We start from the raw sequence: 14,807 nt of genomic DNA, 5'->3' as shown, positions 1-14,807 counted from the left end.
ATTATTTGGCCACTATATTAGTTACAAGATGTGGCTGTATACATCCAAGGTGGTTCTTGGGGGGCATAGCATCGGCGCTGTGTAGATGACTTGGCCGGACGCTTACAGCCTTCCGAGAAAAACTTTCCGAAATTACTGCGTACCCACATGGCTGGCTGGAAACGACCTTTACTGTCTAGGACGATTTCATGAGCGAAAAGAGTCGCGGGAATTAGACCGAGACTCGTAAGCTTTTCCCTTTCAACCGGCGTCACGGTGAGGTCGATCAATATCTACTGTTTCACCACACAGAATGCTTTGCCCGGGAATGTCTTTGCTGCCAAAGAGATCAGGTCTTCTAGTGAGCCTTCCCAGCCGACAACCTCCTCTCAAGCGCCGTACAAGAGTTGCGAAACCTCTTCCAATGTCACCATCAAAAATCCTCCATCCCGTTGAGCTCGGCCAGCCACGCGAACGTGTCCAATAGCCAATCACTGATAATCAAAGCTCGATCAATAAATCAGGATCAAAGCCCGTGTTCTGCCCCGGATAACCGCGTGGATTGGACACCACTCGACACCCCTCCTTTGAGAAATCCGCCGCAACGTGGGTATGCCCATAAACCCAAAGATCAGCCTTACTAAGTAACTCTGACCAATCGTTTGCATAGGCTGCAGCCAGATGCCCTGAGTGATCATCGCCCAGATAATCCAACACAGGTGCATGGTGTGTGACCACTACTGTTTTGCCGTCGAAAGGTCTATTAAGCTCTTGGGTTAACCATAGGTGAGCTCTCACTGACTTAGCGACTAGGTCGTCTGGACGCAAGCGCCTGTAATCCAAGTCGGCTCGAATCACCAAAAAATCGTTCATCGAATCCCAAGCAATTCTCTTTGCCGCAACCACATCCCCCGTAGCCGAATAATCCGTCCAGGCAGTTGTGACTAAAAAGCGTATGCCATCGAGAATGAGCATCTCGTTTTCGAGTACATGCACATGGGGCAATGCAGCGTCTTTCATTTTTAGCAGTGTGCGACCTATGTGCCCGCCGTAGTACTCATGATTACCGCATACATAGATCACTGGGCATTGAAAAACCTCGCTTGCCCATTTCACGCCCCGCGATTTGATATCAATGTCGCCGGCGAGAATTACTACGTCCGCTTCGCTTGAGGCGGGATCGAACCGAGCGAACTCGAGGTGCAGGTCAGAGTAAATCTGAATTTTCATAACGGACGACCAGTTTCGATTTAGTTGTACTTTGGATACCGCTGCGGCGGCCGGCCTCCGAGCATTGCTCGCCTTGCAAGGAGAGACTGCGTTTACGTACTTGGATTAAAAAATCACTCGAAGCCCTTTAAGAGAGTGAGCGTCAATAAGACGACCTGGGGCATCGGTATAAGCCTTTTCGTCATCTATGTTATGAAGACATACCCGACATCCCGTGGAGTCATATCCCACCAGCAACCCCGAAAGCCCCTCCATGATCCACTTGCCGTTTTTGTTCATCCACCCCGGCGTGACGACCTGAATTTCCGTAACGACAAACTCGCTGGTTTGTTGGGAAAGTATTTCTTCGAGCATATCGATGTCACTAATCATCATGGTGCGTGGCCACACCTTGCCATCCAAGCACTCTTCAAGAACGACGTGATACCAAGGATGAGCCAAGTGGCGTTCAAATATCCGCCAGTTTGAATACCCATCCCCAAAGATATTAGGGGCGCCCTCGGCAAAGGCTTCATGACTTCTAAACATTTCGCATTCCCGTGGATCTACAGACCGCAGTTGCAGCTGACATCACTGATAAAGAGACAGTATCGCGGCGAGATTGGCCGACTTTTCGTCGCCGTCTCCCATCAAAACGTACACAGTATTTTTGGTTTCAAAGAGAAAGCCATCTTGGAATGAAATGGCCATGGTACTGCGCACCCAATTTCCGTAATCGAAGCGTCCTCGGCTGTCTAGGATGACTTTTTCGGCGAAAACAAAGAGCGGCAGATGGCCATGAACGTGGATTTTAGTGAGATCCCCATCGCTCGCTATCGCGTGCACGATTGTCCACTGCTGGACAATGCAAAAACCTTTGTTTGGAAAGCGGCTCTGTACTAGTTGAATCAAGCGCTCTTGGCTTTCTCCAGATCCAGAGCGTGGCTCTCCAGTGGTGGAGAGGAGCTCGCTGGCTGCTTGGATTTCTTCAAATTCCAATCAAAAAACCTCTGACAATACATGTGATATGTTTGGCGCTAAAACTGCCTCATGCCCATATCCAAAAGACCCTGAACATATGGTTGTGCGGCTCAACTCTGAGAAAGCGTCACCGCGCACTTTCAATACTACCACCAAACGTGGTTTATCGGAAGACAGGCGTTATGGCTCTATCCTCGCTTTTAGGGCTGACTATGTCGCTTAAGAATGAGATCGCCGGAGTACTCAGGGCAATCAGGACAATCCGGGGATTTGACTATGGTGATTTGGCAGACGTCAGTGCAAAAGCAAACATAGGAAAGCTGGAGCAAGGAAAGAGCAATATCACGGTCGCGAAATTGATCGAATTAGCAGATGCCCTCCAGTTTGATCCTATTGCTCTTATAGCCCTATGCGTCGCTATCCAGAAGGATGAACCTACCGACACCACCCTTGAGAGAGCACGTGCAGAACTTGACTCATTCAAAGCAGAAGGAGGAGAGGTGCTTGTTCGGAGTCAGTTTGTGGGCAAAGAGCTGAAAAAGCGGCCTGCGGGTAAGCCTGGCAATACCAAGAATGCCGATGCTGTGAGAGATCTGAAGACTTTAGGAATGAGTCAGGCTGAGGTGGCACAGAGGCTTGGATTGGCCAGCTCAACGGTGTATCGGTACTGGCAAAAAGTATAACGGCAATTTAGGCGAGGCCGGAGACCATGGCCCAACGGATAGGCTATATGTCGCAGAAGATCTGACACCTTGTGTTTGCGCTGGCCTACAAAATCGTCAAAGCGCCTGAAGGGTTGCGGCCTTGCTAGAACCGTTGAACCCGATCAGGAAAGTGACTTCATAGAGATCAACAGTGACCGGCTCTGCATCAAAAGACTGAAACCCAGACATTATAACCAGACGCTCAATTCATCTAGCCGGTAGCATTGGTAATTCGAAGAGACGGCTAGAGGCGCCTCATGACGCCGAAGCCATCTCTGATGCTCTGAGGGCCACGTCTTTGAACGACATACCAAAGGGTAAACAACCCCTACGCGTATGCGAGCATTTGCCGGATCTTACGGCCCCAGGTCTTATCGTGAATGAAACGCTGGTGGCCATGATCGCCGTTGATGATCTCATCCTTGGTCAGTGTCGATAGGACTTCCCAATCCTCGCCAAACCTATAGGTGGCGTTATCCAAATGTGAGCTCTCAAGTAAGTAAATCCCACGCTTGGAAAAGCCAAAGACGAAGTAGCCTTGATAACCCCCTCGGCCCGTGGCAAAGAAATCAGGCTCGAATCGAGTTATTTCCCTGATCCGATGTTCGATCACTCCCTGCTCTGACGCCCGCAGACCGGCCAAATAGGGTTTGACGATGGCCTCAGCGTTCTTCCAAGGGTACTTCCCAGGAGGAAGCAACTCCCACTGCAGATGGCGCGCCTCCACCTTTGCAATGCGCTGCCGCCCAACGTCTAAGATCTCAAACTCCTGGAAGAATTCGAGCATGAGGTTGGCCAAGTGAAGAAGAGCAGCGGGCAGCTCATCAAAATTCACCCGGCGGGTTACGATGTACTCTTTCCCATCAATGACGCTCAGAGAAAGGTGCTCCATAGGCGGGCGTACAAAGTCAATGGGATACACATCCATACTTCGAATTTGCACCCCGCTGTGCTCGTTACCATGCCAGTCTTTCCAGCTACGGTATTGAGGAACTGATTTCTTGATAAGTGGGAGATCTCGCCGTTTGATCTCCTTACCACGAGCATTGAATTCGCTTACTTTGCCGACACCCGCAGGTAGGATCCAGTCACCATCTTTTTTGAGGTGATCAATCGCCAGCCGCGCCTCAATGTTCTGATCGAGCTTGTTTCGCTCAATCACAAACAGCATTTCGCGGGCGCCATGCGAGTGCGCGATGATTCGATTGACGCTGGTGATTGACTTGCCTGTAACCATACCGTTCATCCTTGCTAGTCAAGAAAGGACTCAACAGTAGCATAATGCCATCAGAGCGAACCTGAATGGTCGAGTAAATCTGGGTCAGACGGTCGAGGACACAGTATTGACCTAGCTTGATAGCTAGGATCAGTGAGATCGTTCGCGCAGAGCCCGGCAAAGACGGGTCAAAGCAGGGACGGAGACTCCAGAAATTGCTCTACGGTCTCCGAGGGATGTGTGACGAGTTCGTTTACCAAGCCCATATGAGCGCGCAGTATCACCCTAGCATGATCAACATAGTGGTTATAGGTGGTAATCAGATGTTTGTGCCCCATCTGGTTCTTGATAACCTGCATAGCAGCTGCGTCGCGCACCTCACTCATTTGCCCCAGTAGTCCGCCCTTAAATCGCTGGATAAGGAATTTAGTCGGCCACCAGTGCCTAGCATCGTAAAAACGAATGGACTTGCGTATAGACGGATCACTGGCCCGAGCGCGCGCTCGAGCAGCAACGGTGCGGCGGGAAATCATTTTGGGCGTCACTGGTATGCCCCGAGAGGACAGAAAGAGAATTGATGGAGGACATGGCTTTCCGAATCGTTTTTCGTACAATTCTGCTCGGGGAGCGTAATGCTCTTGGATGTAATGGTCGTCCAAGGCTTTAAGGTCAAGCTTGTGAATGGTGATCTTACGGGATTTATTACCTTTGCTCTGATTTACATAGTACTCGACATTTTCCCCATCTAAACCCACATACTCAAAAGGCTTGATGTGGGAGTTAAGGCCGTTGCCCAGGTAGGGGAACTTACAAAGATCCATAGGCCTCATCGCCGTTCCGAGGGAGAGCTTGAAAAGCGCAGCATAGACTGGATCTTTATACCCCAAGATTAGGCTCTTCATCTCATAATTTGTGGGTAAAGAGTAGGAGCGATCTTGGAAGTATTGTCTATCAAGAGCCCGCACCCCCCGCCCGTCCAAAACGGTAAGAGCTTTCCGTTTGATATGAGCTAAAAGCTCCTCGTCCTTGAAGTTCGCCCTCCACGTTACATACTGAAAAGACACGCAGCTTGGATAGTCTTTTTTTCGAAGCCATTCAAAGAAGCCATAAATTCGCTTAGCATCCTCAATAATAGTTTCTGTGCTGGGCCTAGTCGACTGCGCGACCACTCGGCTAACCTCGCGCTGGATTTGCCATTCCTTTATATCGTTATTATCGACTAAAGAGTGATAGCTTGAGATTGGTACAGTCCGATATTTCTCTAACGTTGAGAGATACCGGTAGAAAAGCGATATAATATTTGAATACCGATTGGAAGTATCAAGAGAGGAGCTCACGTCTTCCAGATACAGATTTACATGACTCAGCAAAGTCCTTTTGCCGCGATTCACGGCAATGAGTACGTAATGCGACCTAATTCTTCCAGGATTGGATACGTGGGGATAGGTAAGCTGTCGTCTCTCGATGGAAATCATTCAATCCCCCTGTACGATCCTGAAGACCGTCACTTTGTCATAGCCGTCGTAGATCGTAGGCAAAGGTTCCTTCGCCATAGCCTTGAACTCAAATTCAGGAACATTCCTGAATAGGAAACCACGCTGCGCGTTGATTACCGCCTCGCTATCGCAATAGGGGACATATAGCTGTAGCGGTACAGCGCCCTTCAGGGCTTGTATAAATTCCTTGATTTCAATACGAGAGTAGATTGGTAAATTAATGACCACAAGCGATTCATCGCGCTTTGAACAATAGCGATCAATAAATTTCTCAAATGAGCAGAGGTATCGCTCCTGAAAAATAATTACGTTTATTGCCCCCTTCTTGAGTAGCCTTAGTACTTTTTGTTGCATGGCGTCAATTGCTTTGCGCTTGAGCACGATATAGGATTCTTTGTCGTTAGCCGATGGCAAGTTAGCGACCGCAATGGTTAGATCAGGCTTAAAAACATGAACATCCACTTTCTTCCCTAGAACAGGTTGTGGATGCGAACCAGTATTAGCAATGATTAATGATAACTCAACTTCCTTTTCATCTAATTCACGTTTAAGTTTTTCAACATGAAGTGCTTTTTTACGGAGCTCAGCGGTCAACTCTTTGGCGCGGTGAGTGAGGATATCACTTGTCATCAAAGAGGTTATAATGTTGTTCTCAAATTCCTTGAACCTCGCATCTTGCCTGGATAGTACATCCTGCAACTCCGACTCAAGTTCTCTCACAAGCTTTTGGGTCTGTAGTATTACCTTAGAGGCATCGATTCCTTGCCTAAGCAACAGCTCATCGACCGTGCGCTGACCAGTGATGAATCCTTTAAGGTGAAGATAATTCTTGTGAAATGCTTGCCTAGATATACCTGCACGCTCGGAGACAATCCCTACTGTCAGCTTTTCCTTCGTACCACTCAAAAAGTGGTCGCGGATGACCGTGATTATTCTTTCTTCGGTGTCAGATACGCTCACAGTATAGAACCTCATTGATGAACTCGAGGAGCTTATGACCTATCCGTGAAAGGCTCCACTTTATGTTTGGCAGCTGACACTAATAATTCGTTAAGCAATCGCTCATTAACTGAAACCTTCAGTTCAAGTTCTCTGACTGCCTCAACCTTGAGTCTAGCTCCGTTAGCAAGAATCGTCCTGTAAAACTTGAGATTATGCTCAATGGCATCTTGAGACCCCTGAAGAATCACGTTTTTATCACAATGAATTTGGCAGTTGGAAAAATCAGGCCCTGCCGGATAGATTAATCCTGTAGTGGATGCCAGGCATGGCGGAAGTTGGTCGCACTCATGGAATGTTTGAGACATACATATAGTGCCAAGAGAAGTGCGCTGGATTCGAAACGACGAACCGCCCTCAAATAGGTGCTTTACATATTGCATTACTGTGGTTTTCAAAACGGTGCCTGAGAATAGCTCGGGCCGTTTATTCACTTGATCAGCAATCCTGTTCGCTGCATCACCAGCGTAAACCCCAGTATGAATAGCGCGAACGACATCTACGAAATCCTCGGCAAAATGTTCCTTGAGGGTGTCGACCACCGAGGAAACTAAAAAGGGATTGCGCGCAATGTAACGAAGTGTCATGACGTATGAACTATGGTCAAATATCATTCGAATGACGTCGATATTGGCCTCAGACTCATTGATCAAAAGTTCTGCGATGGTCTTACGGAATCGGTGGATATGTAATTGAGGAACGCCAGCCTCTCCTGCGACAGTACGAGCTACGTTAGCAATCATTCGATCGAGTCTGTTTACTGTGGCCCCACCTCTCACAGGTTGAAAAATATAACCTTTGCGAAAATAGTGACCAAAAATTCGAAGTTTCCTGAACGAATCAATTGCTTCACCCAAGTAATCCGGGATGCTGATGTGGTCAGCATCCCCCAAATAATTTGGATCGGTGCTTGTTTTATACCTAGCGAAGGATACGCGCCAGACGCCGTCCGCCCCACGCGTAACATCCTCAAACTTAAGCGCAGCCATTTCCCTTTTGCGCATTCCAGTCATCAGGCAAAAGAGAATAAAAATTGCATTCCTGACCCTGTCGACAGCGCGCCTGTATTTATCTTTCCAGCTATAGCTATGTCGAATATATTCCAAGTGACGTCCTGAGGAGGAAGTCATGCGCTGGGAAAGGGTATTATAGTCAAAACCGACAATGTTAATCCCTTTCACCTGCTGTGCCAGTACGGATTCAAATCGTGTATCACGCTGTGCCGTGATGTGTACCGACTCTAGGGCCTTGGGTATCGTCAGCAGATAGCGCTGGACACCCTCAATCACAGGGATGCCCTCATCTATCCAAAAATAGGCATAGCTTAGTAAATAGCGGAGTTCTTCCTCTGTAAAAGGCTTCCAACCGACAAAATTAGCGGCGATATAATCATATACATCTCTTCTTCTTTCAGGCGTATCTATCTCATTAACATCAACATCCAGACAAAGCTCACTTGGTATAAGCTGCTGGACAGAGACTGAAAGCCAAAAATTTATATAGAAAAATAACATATAATACGAATGTGGATATGCCTGTACTTTGCACTCATCAAGCGCCTGATTCAACATATCTGAACTTATAATTGATAGAGACTCCTCAGTACCGTCCAGATGATTATCCTTGAAAACAAAACGCTCGACATACTTAAAAGCATCTGCATAATTCATTGACGAAACGTAACTTTTGATAGTCCCAAATGGATTAGTGGATGGTAAAAAATAGTACGATATTGCGCGCTTAAGCGATTGTAAATCCTCACGCGAATTATTAATTACTATTGAAATCTCACAATACTCTCTTCCCTCCATCAAAATCCAGCGACCTTGATTATAATTAGAATAGTGTGAAACCGGAAAATCACCAGTGGGACTAGCGGCCAGTTTAAACTTGAGACCACCTTTACGCTGACGATTAGATAAGTCTTCTAGCGGGACAGACGACTCCTCGGCTACGTCTTCACCTGAAGAGTGACAGGAGCGCCCGTGGGATGTCTCATAGAGATTATTGAAATAGGCATCAGCAGCCTGTCGGGCTTCACTATCAATTTCTTGCATCAACTGCTCGAAATCATCGTCCTCATCATCATTGGCAATCATGGTCAATCCTCAAGATAAGCTACGAGAGACTTCAGATCGAATGGCAATAGCGCGTCATAGTTACTCCTATAGTCCTTGGCCGCTTCCAACGCTGTACTGTTACCCCAAGTGTTGAGAATATGCTGATGTACCTGAAGCTCAGTTGAATACCCAGGATACGCGAGAGGATCCCTTTCAATCTGAAGCGCCAGCATCGCTTCCCGCTCCATCAAAAAAGGCAATGAGTCCTCCAGAACGCACCACTGATCACACCCATTGCATTTGTCTAGTCGTGTGCAACGCTCGTCTGCTGCCAATGACGTGCTTCCTGGGTATGAAGGCTTGCTAGAGTCCATACAAGCCCATAGCGCCCGCTCATGTCCAATGATTGTAAAGATTCTGAAACGAGGCAGCTCAACCTTAGCCGATGCGCTGTTCGCCATGAAGCCTTTGAACTGACCGCTCTGGCTTTTTTCAATGAACAGTTGCTGGAATGAATGAAAGCGTTTCCTGCGATCCACCATTGCGTACACCGAACTGTCGTAGTGGGTATCTGTGGTGGTAAGGTCAGAGTGCCCATAGATTAAGGCTGTAAGTGCCAAAGGTTGGTTATGAGCCTTTTTATTATTTTGAATGGACGTCACTCGCAATCGATGCTGAATGTCGGCAGGATTGACCAACTGGGTTCCATTGTCTACGAGTTTCGCATCCTCAAGAAAGTTTTTAACCCCAACTTTCCACATTCCCATATCATCAAAAGAGTAAATTCTCTCCGAAGGACTCCAGGGCAGATGAGGTTCCCCAAGAAATAGAAAGGGCGAGCGAAGTCGTACATCATCAGCACCGACAGTGTGATCATGACGCAAATCCCTATGACAGACTTCAGAGAGATCGCTTGCTAGCTGAATTAGATTGTAACCCGAATAAGGGTCAGAGCGACTACTAGTTGCCAGTACCGCTTTGGCTTTGATGTAAAATTCACCCTGCCCTTGCGATTTAACCTTTTGAGAAACCAGCAGCACTGAGTCATCACTTGCCAGCTCAGAGATAGGGTGAACAAAGTCGTCTTTGTCTAAAGCTAGAACTGACTCTTTATTCCACCCTAATTGCCTCTGAATAAACATAACCAGCGTCGCTTGATCCTGCGAAGTTGGATACATCAAATTGAACAACCCAGTCAATGAGATACAGTTCGGTGCTCTATGCCTCAAAAACCCTAAATAAATGCAGCACGACAGCACAAATTCTAGGGGTTCTCTACCAGTAGGACTCAAGTAAGCCCCTCTCGCATCAGCGGCATAAGCAGAAAAGTGAAACTTATTAATAAAAAAAGGATAGCCCTCGTGCTGTAGTGTAGCAGCGGCGCGTAATGGGTCAATTTCCCATTGAGAAGGCCGACTAGGCTTCGCCTGATAGAGTTCACTGCAGATCGACCAGACCTCCCACTTATCGTATGGCAGGGCAGTTCTGATCTGTTCTCTTATGCGCAACTTCTCCCTTAACAAATCAACTTTATTACGCATAACCTTAAAAAAATCTTGATCTGCTTGATCGCTCAATGGCTCAGAGGGAGTGGATATAGGCTCTTCAATTCTACGAAGTTTTAGCTGGGGCATGCCATCATCGAAATTCCGAGCTATGAGTTTCAAGGCGGAGCGAAGCTTAATCGCCAAATATATCCGCTCATCATTTCTACGTAGGTACTCTTCAAAAACAGCGTATTCTTCAACGCCTATATCATTGAGAGATTCAATTCGCAGCGCGGGAATTACAACCCGATTGTATTCCGACGCAAAATCAAGGAACGCATTAATTGCCCTGCGAAGCTCATAACCTTTAGTGTATGCAGCCATTTTCACGCCACGCACAAATACATAATGCAAACCGCCATGCAACGGTATGGATAAGTCGAAATCCTTCCTCTCTAGATAATTTGAGGCGATTACTGTCCGATCAGTAGCGGTAGAAGTTGTCTCGCTGCGATACATAGATAAGTATCGCATGAGAAAACCTACGCAGCTTTTGCCAGCAAGCTATCAACAACCGCGAGCACTTCGCTACTCACAACTTCAAACGGCTGGGAAGCATCAACAACAACAAATGTTTCGGGCGACTGTTCTGCTTGGCGCAGGAACCCATCACGCGCTCTCATCAAAAATTCACGTTGCTGCATCTCCATGCGATCAAGCCCTTCACCTCGTGACGCTACCCTCCTCATACCGACATCTGGATCTACGTCCAAAATGATGTTGAGGTCGGGCGCAAACCCTTCAAGCGCGAAGCTATTGATACTCTGAACCAAGCTTAGGGGGATACCCCTACCATAGTGCTGGAAAGCTATGGTGGCAGGCGTGAAGCGATCACAGATCACAATCATTCCAGCTTCAATCGCAGGGATGATTTTCTCCTTTAAATGCTGAGCGCGAGCAGCTGCGAACAGCAAGAGCTCAGTGGTGTCGCAGAGCTCGGGGGTTTCAGGGTCGAGTACTACCCCTCGAATCTTTTCACCAACCCGAGTACCACCAGGTTCACGAGTTACAACCACCTGGTGATTTAGAGAAATCAAGTGTTCTTCAATTGCACGGATAACCGAAGACTTCCCCGCCCCGTTATTTCCGTCGCACACGATTAGGCAACCTTTTGCCATTTGCTTTTCCTGCTACCTAGTAGGTTGATGGGTGGGGTTGGTTTACAGCGTGGTAGAAGAAAATGTATTCGTCAAGGCACCACGTATCCACTGAGCTGGCTCACCCTCTCCTCACATATGGGCCTGGAAGGGATTTGGCTTTTAAGCCTGAAAGATAAGGCTAGCCGGTTTACATTATTTGTAAGGGGCATTTACTGAGATCGGTTTACACATAAGCGAAAGGTAATATAATGCGCCTTCGGGGCCTTCCAGGGTAATAAACAAGCCAGTCACAGGCAGCAATCCTTAATCAGTGTCTTTCGGGCCTTGCGGCTCGGCCGGGGGACTCTCCGGCTCGGCAGCAGGGGTCGGCGCGGGGCTCGAACGGTAATCGGCCCTGCGCTTGATCTGGAATTCGCGCACCGCATTGTTGTGCGCATCCAGGTCATCGGAAAACGTGTGGCTACCATCGCCCTTGGCCACAAAGTACAGGCTGGAGCCACTGACCGGGTGCAAGGCGGCATTAATCGCTTCACGCCCCACCATGGCGATGGGCGTAGGCGGCAAGCCAGGAATCGTATAGGTGTTGTACGGCGTGGGTTCGCGCAAGTGGGCCCGTGTCAGCTTGCCGTTGTAACGCTCGCCCAGCCCATAGATCACCGTAGGATCGGTTTGCAGCGGCATGCCGATTTTCATCCGGCGCACAAAAACCCCGGCAATTTGCCCGCGCTCCTGTGGCACACCGGTTTCCTTCTCCACCAGTGACGCCATGATCAGCGCCTGATAAGGGTTGGCATAAGGCACGCTCGGATCACGCTGCTCCCACTCCTGGGCAAGCACTTTCTCAAGACGGTCGTAGGCTTTTTCCAGCAACTGGGCATCGGTCATGCCGCGCACAAAGCGATAGGTGTCTGGAAAGAATCGACCTTCCGGAAATTCCCCGGCATGACCCAGCTTGGCCATGACTTCGCTATCGCTCAGGCCATCGAGGGTCTGTTCGATTTTTTCATGCTTGGCCAGAGCGCTGCGCACCTGGCGAAAATTCCAGCCTTCAACCAGGGTCAGGCTGTATTGCACCACTTCGCCACGCTGCCACAGACCAATAAGGTCCTGGGCGGTCATGCCCGGGGTCATGCGGTATTCACCGCTGTGCAACGGCTGGCCTTCAAGGTTGAAGCGCCAGTACACGCGCAACCAGAACGCGTCACGCAGCGTGTCGTCAGCTTCCAGACGATTGAACGTACCGGTCGGCGTGGCGCCAGCCGGTACATCGAGCAATTGTTCCTGCGTCAGATTGAGCGGTTGGTCGAGCGCAGAATTGAGCTTCCAGGCGCTAGCGCCCAGCAGCAAGCCCGCCAGCACCAGACCTGTCTCCAGCAGCACCAAGAATTTACGTTTCACGAATCAAACATCCAGTAGGGTGCGAGCAATGCCTTGCAGTTTACGGGTGAGTGGCCCCACCGGCCAGCTCAGGTCTGCAAATGCGCGCACGGGCCAAACGCCATACACGCTGTTACAGAGGAAGAGTTCATCGGCCTGTTGCAGCTGCGCAAGGCTGATGTCAGTAACCAGACAAGGAATGGCCAGGCGTTCGGCCTCGACCAGCAGTGCAGCCCGCATCACGCCGGCCACGCCACACCGGTGCAGGTCGGCGGTCATCAGAACCCCGTCACGCACCATGAACAGATTGCTGAACACACCTTCAATCACCCGTCCCGACGTGTCGCGCATCAAGCCCTCGGCGTAGGCCGGGTCTTGCCATTCGGATCGCGCAATGACCTGTTCGAGTCGATTGAGATGCTTGAGCCCCGCCAATAACGGCTGTTCAGCCAGACGGGTGGCGCAATCAAACAGCGCTATCCCTTGCAGCGCGTACGCTTGGGGATAAGCAGCAGCCGGACTGGCCTGAAGAATTCGTCGAGGCAAAGCCCCGGTGGACGCGCCATAACCACGCTGACTATCGCCACGGGTCAGGATGAGTTTGAGGACGCCCTCGCCCATCGCTTGCGCATATGCCAGCAATTCGCTGCGGATCAATGTCTGATCCGCAACAATCGCCAGCCGGGAACAACCGAGCGCCAGACGCTGCATATGCAGTTCCAGCAGCAGCGGTGTGCCAGCCTTGACGGCGATGGTCTCAAACAGACCATCACCATAGGCCAGCCCACGGTCTTTGAGCGACGCAAGAGCGTTCGCCGGCTGACCGTCGACCCAGCTTTGCATCAGTCGGCGTACCGACGGAACACCAACGAACCGTTTGTGCCGCCAAAACCGAATGAGTTGGACAGCACCACGTCGATCGGCATTTCACGCGCGGTGTGCGGCACGAAGTCCAGATCGCAGCCTTCATCAGGCTCGTCGAGGTTGATGGTCGGCGGGGCAATCTGGCTGTTGATGGCCAGTACGCTGAAAATCGCCTCGACCGCGCCCGCTGCACCCAACAGGTGACCGGTCATGGACTTGGTCGAACTCACCGCCAGTTTGTAGGCGTGATCACCAAACACCGACTTGATCGCCGACACTTCTGCCAGATCGCCAGCAGGGGTCGAGGTGCCGTGGGCGTTGATGTACTGCACTTGATCAGCGTTCAGCTGGGCGTCACGCAGGGCATTGGTAATGCAGCGGGCCGCACCTGCACCATCGGCCGGAGGCGAGGTCATGTGGAAAGCGTCACCGCTCATCCCAAAACCGATCAGCTCGGCGTAGATGGTCGCACCACGCGCCTTGGCATGTTCAAGCTCTTCGAGCACCAGCGCACCGGCACCGTCAGACAATACAAATCCATCACGGCCTTTGTCCCACGGACGGCTGGCACGGGTTGGATCGTCGTTGCGGGTCGACAACGCACGGGAGGCACCAAAGCCGCCCATACCCAGGCCGCAGGCGGCCATTTCGGCGCCGCCGGCAATCATCACGTCGGCTTCGCCGTAAGCAATGTTGCGAGCTGCCATGCCAATGCAATGCGTACCAGTGGTACAGGCAGTCGCGATGGCATAGTTAGGCCCCTGTGTACCCAGATGGATAGACAGAAAACCGGAAATCATGTTGATGATCGAACCGGGCACGAAAAACGGAGAAATCCGTCGCGGGCCTTGCTCGTGCAAGGTACGGCTGGTTTCTTCGATATTGGTCAGACCGCCAATACCCGAACCCATTGCCACACCGATGCGCTCACGATTGGCGTCGGTAACTTCAAGGCCGGAATTACGCACAGCCTGAAACCCAGCTGCCAAACCGTATTGAATAAACAGGTCAAGTTTTCGGGCTTCTTTGACGGAGAGGTAATCCTCAACGTTAAAGCCCTGTACCGAGCCGCCAAAACGGGTGGAATAGGCAGAAAGATCCGTGTGTTCGATCAGACCAATGCCACTTCGGCCTGCCAGAATGCCTTGCCAGGTGCTCGGAACATCCGCACCCAGTGGCGACAACATCCCCATACCGGTGACTACGACGCGTCTACGCGACACAGCACTCTCCTTTATTCTATTGACGACACTTTGCATCACGCCTAAAGAAAAA

The 14,807-nt window shown here is 50.1% G+C and carries 14 protein-coding genes; 1 reads left to right on the top strand and 13 read right to left on the bottom strand.

Going from position 1 to position 14,807, the window contains the following annotated elements; translation table 11 throughout:
• Positions 1 to 17: 17 nt before the first annotated feature.
• The 4 genes from V6P94_RS25055 to V6P94_RS09710 all read right to left on the bottom strand — a co-directional run bounded on the left by V6P94_RS25055 (position 18) and on the right by V6P94_RS09710 (position 2,187).
• Positions 18 to 269 carry a DUF6957 family protein gene (locus V6P94_RS25055; protein ID WP_405046741.1) on the bottom strand — a complete coding sequence of 84 codons (252 nt, stop codon included), beginning with the start codon at positions 267 to 269 and terminating at the stop codon, positions 18 to 20.
• Between the two features lie 211 nt (positions 270 to 480).
• Positions 481 to 1,209 carry a metallophosphoesterase family protein gene (locus tag V6P94_RS09720; RefSeq protein WP_133075667.1) on the bottom strand — a complete coding sequence of 243 codons (729 nt, stop codon included), beginning with the start codon at positions 1,207 to 1,209 and terminating at the stop codon, positions 481 to 483.
• 105 nt (positions 1,210 to 1,314) lie between these two features.
• Positions 1,315 to 1,737 carry a hypothetical protein gene (locus tag V6P94_RS09715; RefSeq protein WP_322151130.1) on the bottom strand — a complete coding sequence of 141 codons (423 nt, stop codon included), beginning with the start codon at positions 1,735 to 1,737 and terminating at the stop codon, positions 1,315 to 1,317.
• A gap of 42 nt (positions 1,738 to 1,779) precedes the next feature.
• Entirely contained in the window at positions 1,780 to 2,187 is a 408-nt protein-coding gene (locus V6P94_RS09710; RefSeq protein WP_322151128.1) for a DUF6957 family protein, read from the bottom strand.
• 164 nt (positions 2,188 to 2,351) lie between these two features.
• Between V6P94_RS09710 and V6P94_RS09705 the strand changes: the two genes are divergently transcribed.
• On the top strand, positions 2,352 to 2,852 hold the full coding sequence (locus V6P94_RS09705) for a helix-turn-helix transcriptional regulator (protein WP_322151126.1): 501 nt from the start codon (positions 2,352 to 2,354) through the stop codon (positions 2,850 to 2,852).
• A 349-nt stretch (positions 2,853 to 3,201) separates the two neighbouring features.
• Here the strand turns inward: V6P94_RS09705 and V6P94_RS09700 are convergent, their stop codons facing one another.
• From V6P94_RS09700 to fabF, 9 genes are all read right to left on the bottom strand, one after another.
• A complete protein-coding gene (locus V6P94_RS09700) occupies positions 3,202 to 4,110 on the bottom strand; it encodes a hypothetical protein (protein ID WP_322151124.1) in 909 nt (302 codons plus the stop codon).
• 167 nt (positions 4,111 to 4,277) lie between these two features.
• Positions 4,278 to 5,564, bottom strand: coding sequence for a site-specific integrase (locus V6P94_RS09695; protein WP_338649284.1), 1,287 nt, complete (start codon positions 5,562 to 5,564; stop codon positions 4,278 to 4,280).
• On the bottom strand, positions 5,565 to 6,545 hold the full coding sequence (locus V6P94_RS09690; RefSeq protein ID WP_322151120.1) for a hypothetical protein: 981 nt from the start codon (positions 6,543 to 6,545) through the stop codon (positions 5,565 to 5,567). It lies immediately after the preceding gene.
• 32 nt (positions 6,546 to 6,577) lie between these two features.
• Complete coding sequence (locus V6P94_RS09685) at positions 6,578 to 8,683, bottom strand: site-specific integrase (protein WP_338649283.1); 2,106 nt, start codon at positions 8,681 to 8,683, stop codon at positions 6,578 to 6,580.
• Between the two features lie 2 nt (positions 8,684 to 8,685).
• Positions 8,686 to 10,665, bottom strand: a complete 1,980-nt coding sequence (locus tag V6P94_RS09680) for a hypothetical protein (protein ID WP_338649282.1) — start codon at positions 10,663 to 10,665, stop codon at positions 8,686 to 8,688.
• An 8-nt stretch (positions 10,666 to 10,673) separates the two neighbouring features.
• Positions 10,674 to 11,309 carry a dTMP kinase gene (gene tmk, locus V6P94_RS09675; protein WP_106117038.1) on the bottom strand — a complete coding sequence of 212 codons (636 nt, stop codon included), beginning with the start codon at positions 11,307 to 11,309 and terminating at the stop codon, positions 10,674 to 10,676.
• Between the two features lie 285 nt (positions 11,310 to 11,594).
• The gene (gene mltG, locus V6P94_RS09670; protein ID WP_326398306.1) at positions 11,595 to 12,689 is read right to left on the bottom strand and encodes an endolytic transglycosylase MltG; all 1,095 of its coding nucleotides are present in this window, start codon (positions 12,687 to 12,689) and stop codon (positions 11,595 to 11,597) included.
• 3 nt (positions 12,690 to 12,692) lie between these two features.
• Entirely contained in the window at positions 12,693 to 13,511 is an 819-nt protein-coding gene (gene pabC / locus V6P94_RS09665; protein WP_326398307.1) for an aminodeoxychorismate lyase, read from the bottom strand.
• Positions 13,511 to 14,755 carry a beta-ketoacyl-ACP synthase II gene (gene fabF, locus V6P94_RS09660; RefSeq protein ID WP_133075676.1) on the bottom strand — a complete coding sequence of 415 codons (1,245 nt, stop codon included), beginning with the start codon at positions 14,753 to 14,755 and terminating at the stop codon, positions 13,511 to 13,513. Before fabF ends, pabC begins: the two co-directional genes overlap by 1 nt.
• Between the last annotated feature and the right edge of the window lie 52 nt (positions 14,756 to 14,807).

Source organism: Pseudomonas sp. ML2-2023-3, from assembly GCF_037055275.1.
Lineage (GTDB): Bacteria > Pseudomonadota > Gammaproteobacteria > Pseudomonadales > Pseudomonadaceae > Aquipseudomonas.
This window is presented reverse-complemented; position numbering and strand designations above follow the sequence as displayed.

What these genes read in the sequence shown, in the direction of transcription:
- V6P94_RS09685 (WP_338649283.1), bottom strand. Translation starts at nt 8,683, where the DNA reads ATGATTGCCAATGATGATGAGGACGATGATTTCGAGCAGTTGATGCAA.
- V6P94_RS09680 (WP_338649282.1), bottom strand. Translation starts at nt 10,665, where the DNA reads ATGCGATACTTATCTATGTATCGCAGCGAGACAACTTCTACCGCTACT.
- V6P94_RS09705 (WP_322151126.1), top strand. Translation starts at nt 2,352, where the DNA reads ATGGCTCTATCCTCGCTTTTAGGGCTGACTATGTCGCTTAAGAATGAG.
- V6P94_RS09720 (WP_133075667.1), bottom strand. Translation starts at nt 1,209, where the DNA reads ATGAAAATTCAGATTTACTCTGACCTGCACCTCGAGTTCGCTCGGTTC.
- tmk (WP_106117038.1), bottom strand. Translation starts at nt 11,309, where the DNA reads ATGGCAAAAGGTTGCCTAATCGTGTGCGACGGAAATAACGGGGCGGGG.
- pabC (WP_326398307.1), bottom strand. Translation starts at nt 13,511, where the DNA reads ATGCAAAGCTGGGTCGACGGTCAGCCGGCGAACGCTCTTGCGTCGCTC.
- V6P94_RS09715 (WP_322151130.1), bottom strand. Translation starts at nt 1,737, where the DNA reads ATGTTTAGAAGTCATGAAGCCTTTGCCGAGGGCGCCCCTAATATCTTT.
- V6P94_RS09700 (WP_322151124.1), bottom strand. Translation starts at nt 4,110, where the DNA reads ATGGTTACAGGCAAGTCAATCACCAGCGTCAATCGAATCATCGCGCAC.
- V6P94_RS09695 (WP_338649284.1), bottom strand. Translation starts at nt 5,564, where the DNA reads ATGATTTCCATCGAGAGACGACAGCTTACCTATCCCCACGTATCCAAT.